General features: G+C 64.7%; 5 protein-coding genes and 1 pseudogene. 5 read left to right on the top strand and 1 reads right to left on the bottom strand.

The genetic code is table 11. The features are described from left to right. The 3 genes from X803_RS18995 to X803_RS0109670 all read left to right on the top strand — a co-directional run. The coding region (locus tag X803_RS18995) for an OsmC family protein (RefSeq protein WP_051470628.1) at positions 1-420 on the top strand (420 nt) is incomplete at its 5' end. A 160-nt stretch (positions 421-580) separates the two neighbouring features. After that, positions 581-1,204: a mechanosensitive ion channel family protein gene (locus tag X803_RS18990; protein ID WP_035778488.1), complete on the top strand. Its 624-nt coding sequence runs from the start codon at positions 581-583 to the stop codon at positions 1,202-1,204. Then, complete coding sequence (locus X803_RS0109670) at positions 1,194-1,667, top strand: globin (protein ID WP_026544991.1); 474 nt, start codon at positions 1,194-1,196, stop codon at positions 1,665-1,667. Before X803_RS18990 ends, X803_RS0109670 begins: the two co-directional genes overlap by 11 nt. Positions 1,668-1,699: 32 nt before the next feature. Here the strand turns inward: X803_RS0109670 and X803_RS0109665 are convergent, their stop codons facing one another. After that, positions 1,700-2,371 (bottom strand): DUF8185 domain-containing protein, encoded by a 672-nt coding sequence (locus X803_RS0109665; RefSeq protein ID WP_026544990.1) that lies wholly within the window; start codon positions 2,369-2,371, stop codon positions 1,700-1,702. A gap of 176 nt (positions 2,372-2,547) precedes the next feature. On the opposite strand from X803_RS0109665, the gene X803_RS0109660 reads away from it, so the two are divergent. Both X803_RS0109660 and X803_RS21860 read left to right on the top strand, forming a co-directional pair. Beyond that, positions 2,548-3,504: an acyl-CoA thioesterase gene (locus X803_RS0109660; RefSeq protein ID WP_026544989.1), complete on the top strand. Its 957-nt coding sequence runs from the start codon at positions 2,548-2,550 to the stop codon at positions 3,502-3,504. Positions 3,505-3,577: 73 nt separating this feature from the next. Continuing rightward, positions 3,578-3,778: pseudogene (locus X803_RS21860) on the top strand (acyl-CoA thioesterase II); the annotation flags it as partial. Positions 3,779-3,799: the final 21 nt, after the last annotated feature.

Raw genomic sequence — 3,799 nt, 5'->3', positions numbered from 1 at the left:
TCGGCGGCCGGCCTGCCGCTGATCGCCGGATCAGCGGATCCCACCTTCCACGGCAATCCCGAACGCTGGAACCCGGAACAGTTACTGCTCGCTGCGCTGTCCCAGTGCCACATGCTCTCCTACCTCCACATGGCCGTGAAGAACGGCGTTATTGTGACCGCCTATGAGGACTCAGCCGAAGGCACCATGAGGCTCAACCCCGACGGCAGCGGCGAATTCACCAGCGTCACGCTCAAGCCCCGTGTCACGATCACCAGGGGCACGGCCAAACACCTGGCTCAGTCCATCCACGCCGAAGCGGCCGCCGCATGCTTTATTGGCCGTTCGGTCAACTTTCCGGTCCTCCATGAGCCGGTTGTAGTGGTCGGCGGAACCGCCGATCCGCTTGCCGCGCCGTCCCGCGCGAAGACCACTGCCTGATTCTTCCTGGTCACGCACTGCTTCCGGGCCAGGCCCACCGACTCCGCAGATGGGACGGGGCTGGGCGGATGTGGAGTAACCCGCCGGCGGCGGTAATCTTGAGCTGCCCCGACGCGCTGTGAACTCCGGCGTGCGAGCGGCCCCAATGAAAGGTGTCCCCATGCAGTTCCTTGACCAGCTCGGGTACGGCGGCAACATCCTGGCCGCCGCGCTGATCCTGCTGGCCGCCCTCATCCTCTGGCTGATCCTGCGCATCCTGATCAACCACATGGTCCGAAGGGTGCAGAACGGGTATGACATGTTCAAGAAGCCGCACTTCCGGTGGGCTCAGCCTGTACTGCGGACGCTGGATCACAACCGGCGGTCGCAGCGTGCCGAAACCATCGGAGCGCTGCTGCGCAGTACCGCTGCGGTGACGATCGCAATCATTGCGCTGATTACTGCGATAGAACAGCTCGGGGTCAACATCGGGCCCATCCTGGCGAGCGTCGGGATTGTCGGTATCGCCATCGGTTTCGGGGCACGGGAGGTCATCCGGGATGCCTTCCTCGGCTTTTTCATCACTATCGAGGACCAATACGGCATTGGAGACGTCATCGAAATAGGTGACACCGTGGGAGTGGTGCAGTCGGTGGGGTTGCGGATCACTCGCATGGTCGATGAAAACGGAGCCATCTGGTATATCCGCAACGGTGACATCATGAAGGTGGGAAACAGATCCCAGGGGAACTATGTACCTCCGGTCACCGACGACGAAAAGGCGGAACAAACCAATGAGCAGTGAAACACCCGGCCCCATTCCCATCCCGTCCCGATTCGGTGAACCCATCGCCCGGCTCACGCCCGTGGGCCCGCGTTTCGACCAGCCCTCGTACACCGACAATTTTTACGAGGCCGTCGGCGGCCACGAGACGTTCGTCCGTCTGGTCGACCGTTTCTACACGGGCGTCGCATCGGACGAGCTCCTGCGCCCCATGTATCCGGAGGAGGATCTGGAGCCTGCCAAGGAGCGTCTCCTGTTGTTCCTGGAGCAGTATTGGGGCGGGCCCAGGACGTACGGTGAGACCCGCGGTCATCCGCGTCTGCGGATGCGCCACCAGCCTTTCCGCGTGACCCCGGCCGCCCGCGACCGCTGGCTGACGCACATGCGTGACGCAGTCGATTCGCTCGGACTCTCTCCCCTGCACGAAGCGACTCTGTGGGACTACCTGGAGCGGGCAGCACACTCCATGGTCAATTCCGCCTGACCTGACGTTCACATTCACATTGACGGGCCCCGCTAAAGAACTGCTGCCCGGCGGACAAGAACATGTCCGCCTGCCGTGCTGAGCCGTGTCCAGCGGCCGTTGGTGAAAATGCCGGCCTGCCCGCCCGGTGAGAGGAACCCCAGCGCAAAGGCTCCGAATGCCGCCCCTGCCGGAAGGTTCGCCGGCGCTCCGTCAATGGGACGGCTCCAGATAATGCCGCGCGCATTGTTGACGACAATCGCTCCCGGGGACTGCGGCACCGACTCCGCCACGTCCCGGATCCCCTGGGTGGCGGACGCGAGCAGCACATCCGTACTCACCCGGCCCTGAGACTCCCAACCCGACCGGGGCGGCAGCACACCGGCCCAGATTTCGGTGACTGTGGTCGGCGGGACCGGGAGAACGACGTCGTACTCCCCCATCCGCGCCAGCCGGTCGGACACGGAGGAAAGTGCCACTGTGGTGTCCAGCTGTGCCGGCTCACCCAGCGGCATGACCCGGAGCCCGAGCACCGTGGGCAGAGCCTCTCCCAGGACGCGCGGGGCGAGAATGCACACATAAGCGGCAAGCACTCCTCCAAGCGCCTGGAGGCGTACCGCCCCGTCCTGGGCGGCGCGCGCGCGGCCCACATAGGTACGCAGGTCCAGCATCACCTGTGGTTCGGCGAGGATCAGTTCAGTGGCGGTTGTGGAGCGTTCGGGCATTGTGTAATCCTCTCATCCGGTTCCGGGGCCGATTCCCCGCGCGTAACAACCGTGGTGCGCCGGCTGCGCTGATCGCATCCGGCGGGATGCGGCACGGTCCGGTTGAGGCTCAAGCGCGCGCAGTCTAATGTCGGACTTGGCCTACCGCGCCCAGACACAAGGAGCCAACCATCACCATGTCCGCCCAACCCCTGCAGGATCCCACTGCTGCCCTCGTCAGCCTGCTCGACCTGGACAGCGCCGCAGGGGCACAGACGGACGAGGAGATCTTCGTGGCGACACCGGTGAAACAGCCGGGCAAGCGGGTCTTCGGCGGGCAGGTACTCGCTCAGGCGCTGATCGCCGCCATCAGAACCGTTGATTCCGTCCGCTCCGTCCACTCGATGCACGGGTACTTCCTCCGTGCAGGTGACGCAGATCTGCCGATCACTTTCGGGGTGCAGCGGTTGCGGGATGGCCGCTCATTCTCGGCGCGGCGGGTCCATGCCTACCAGGACGGGGTACCGATTCTCTCGATGATCGCTTCCTTCCAGCAGCCGGATGAAGGGATCACGCACCAGGAACCGATGCCGACGGACCTTCCGGACCCTGAATCGCTCCCTTCCACGGCAGATCTGCTCGGTCAGTTCGACCATCCCGTGGCCAAGGCCTGGGCCTACGACCGCCCGTTCGACATCCGCCATATCGATTCCCCGCTCTATGTCGAGAACACCGGGTCAAAAGAGCCCGTCAACGCGGTCTGGATGAAGACATTCGGCGCTATGCCTGCGGATCCGCCGATGCACCAGGCGGCACTGGCGTATGCCAGTGACTACACCCTGCTCGAATCAATCCTGCGTCCGCACGGACTGACCTGGATTCACCCCGGTATGAGCGTCGCGAGCCTCGATCACGCGATGTGGTGGCACCGGCCGGTCCGGGTCGATGAGTGGCTGCTGTACGTCCAGGCCTCGCCCAGCGCATCAGGGGCCCGAGGGCTGGCGCTCGGGAAGATCTATAACCGGGCTGGTGATCTTGTTGCCACCGTTGCGCAGGAGGGGATGATACGTGTGCCCGACGACGCCGGCGCACGCCTCAAGGGTGCAGTCCAGAAGAAGCTCATGGACCAGAAGATGCGCCGGTGGAGGAAGTGACCACCGCCACCCGCAGGCGGGCCGGGTAACAGCGGAGGGAGCGTGCTGTGTGCACGCTCCCTCCGTTGTTGGGCTGCTGTACGTCCAGGCCTCGCCCAGCGCATCAGGGGCCCGAGGGCTGGCGCTCGGGAAGATCTATAACCGGGCTGGTGATCTTGTTGCCACCGTTGCGCAGGAGGGGATGATACGTGTGCCCGACGACGCCGGCGCACGCCTCAAGGGTGCAGTCCAGAAGAAGCTCATGGACCAGAAGATGCGCCGGTGGAGGAAGTGACCACCGCCACCCGCAGGCGGG

This window comes from Arthrobacter sp. 35/47, assembly GCF_000520475.1.
GTDB classification, from domain to species: domain Bacteria; phylum Actinomycetota; class Actinomycetes; order Actinomycetales; family Micrococcaceae; genus Arthrobacter_D; species Arthrobacter_D subterraneus.
This window is presented reverse-complemented; position numbering and strand designations above follow the sequence as displayed.

Bases quoted from the DNA above. Each gene is read 5' to 3' on its own strand.
- X803_RS18990 (WP_035778488.1), top strand. From the start codon at position 581: ATGCAGTTCCTTGACCAGCTCGGGTACGGCGGCAACATCCTGGCCGCC.
- X803_RS0109670 (WP_026544991.1), top strand. From the start codon at position 1,194: ATGAGCAGTGAAACACCCGGCCCCATTCCCATCCCGTCCCGATTCGGT.
- X803_RS0109665 (WP_026544990.1), bottom strand. From the start codon at position 2,371: ATGCCCGAACGCTCCACAACCGCCACTGAACTGATCCTCGCCGAACCA.
- X803_RS0109660 (WP_026544989.1), top strand. From the start codon at position 2,548: ATGTCCGCCCAACCCCTGCAGGATCCCACTGCTGCCCTCGTCAGCCTG.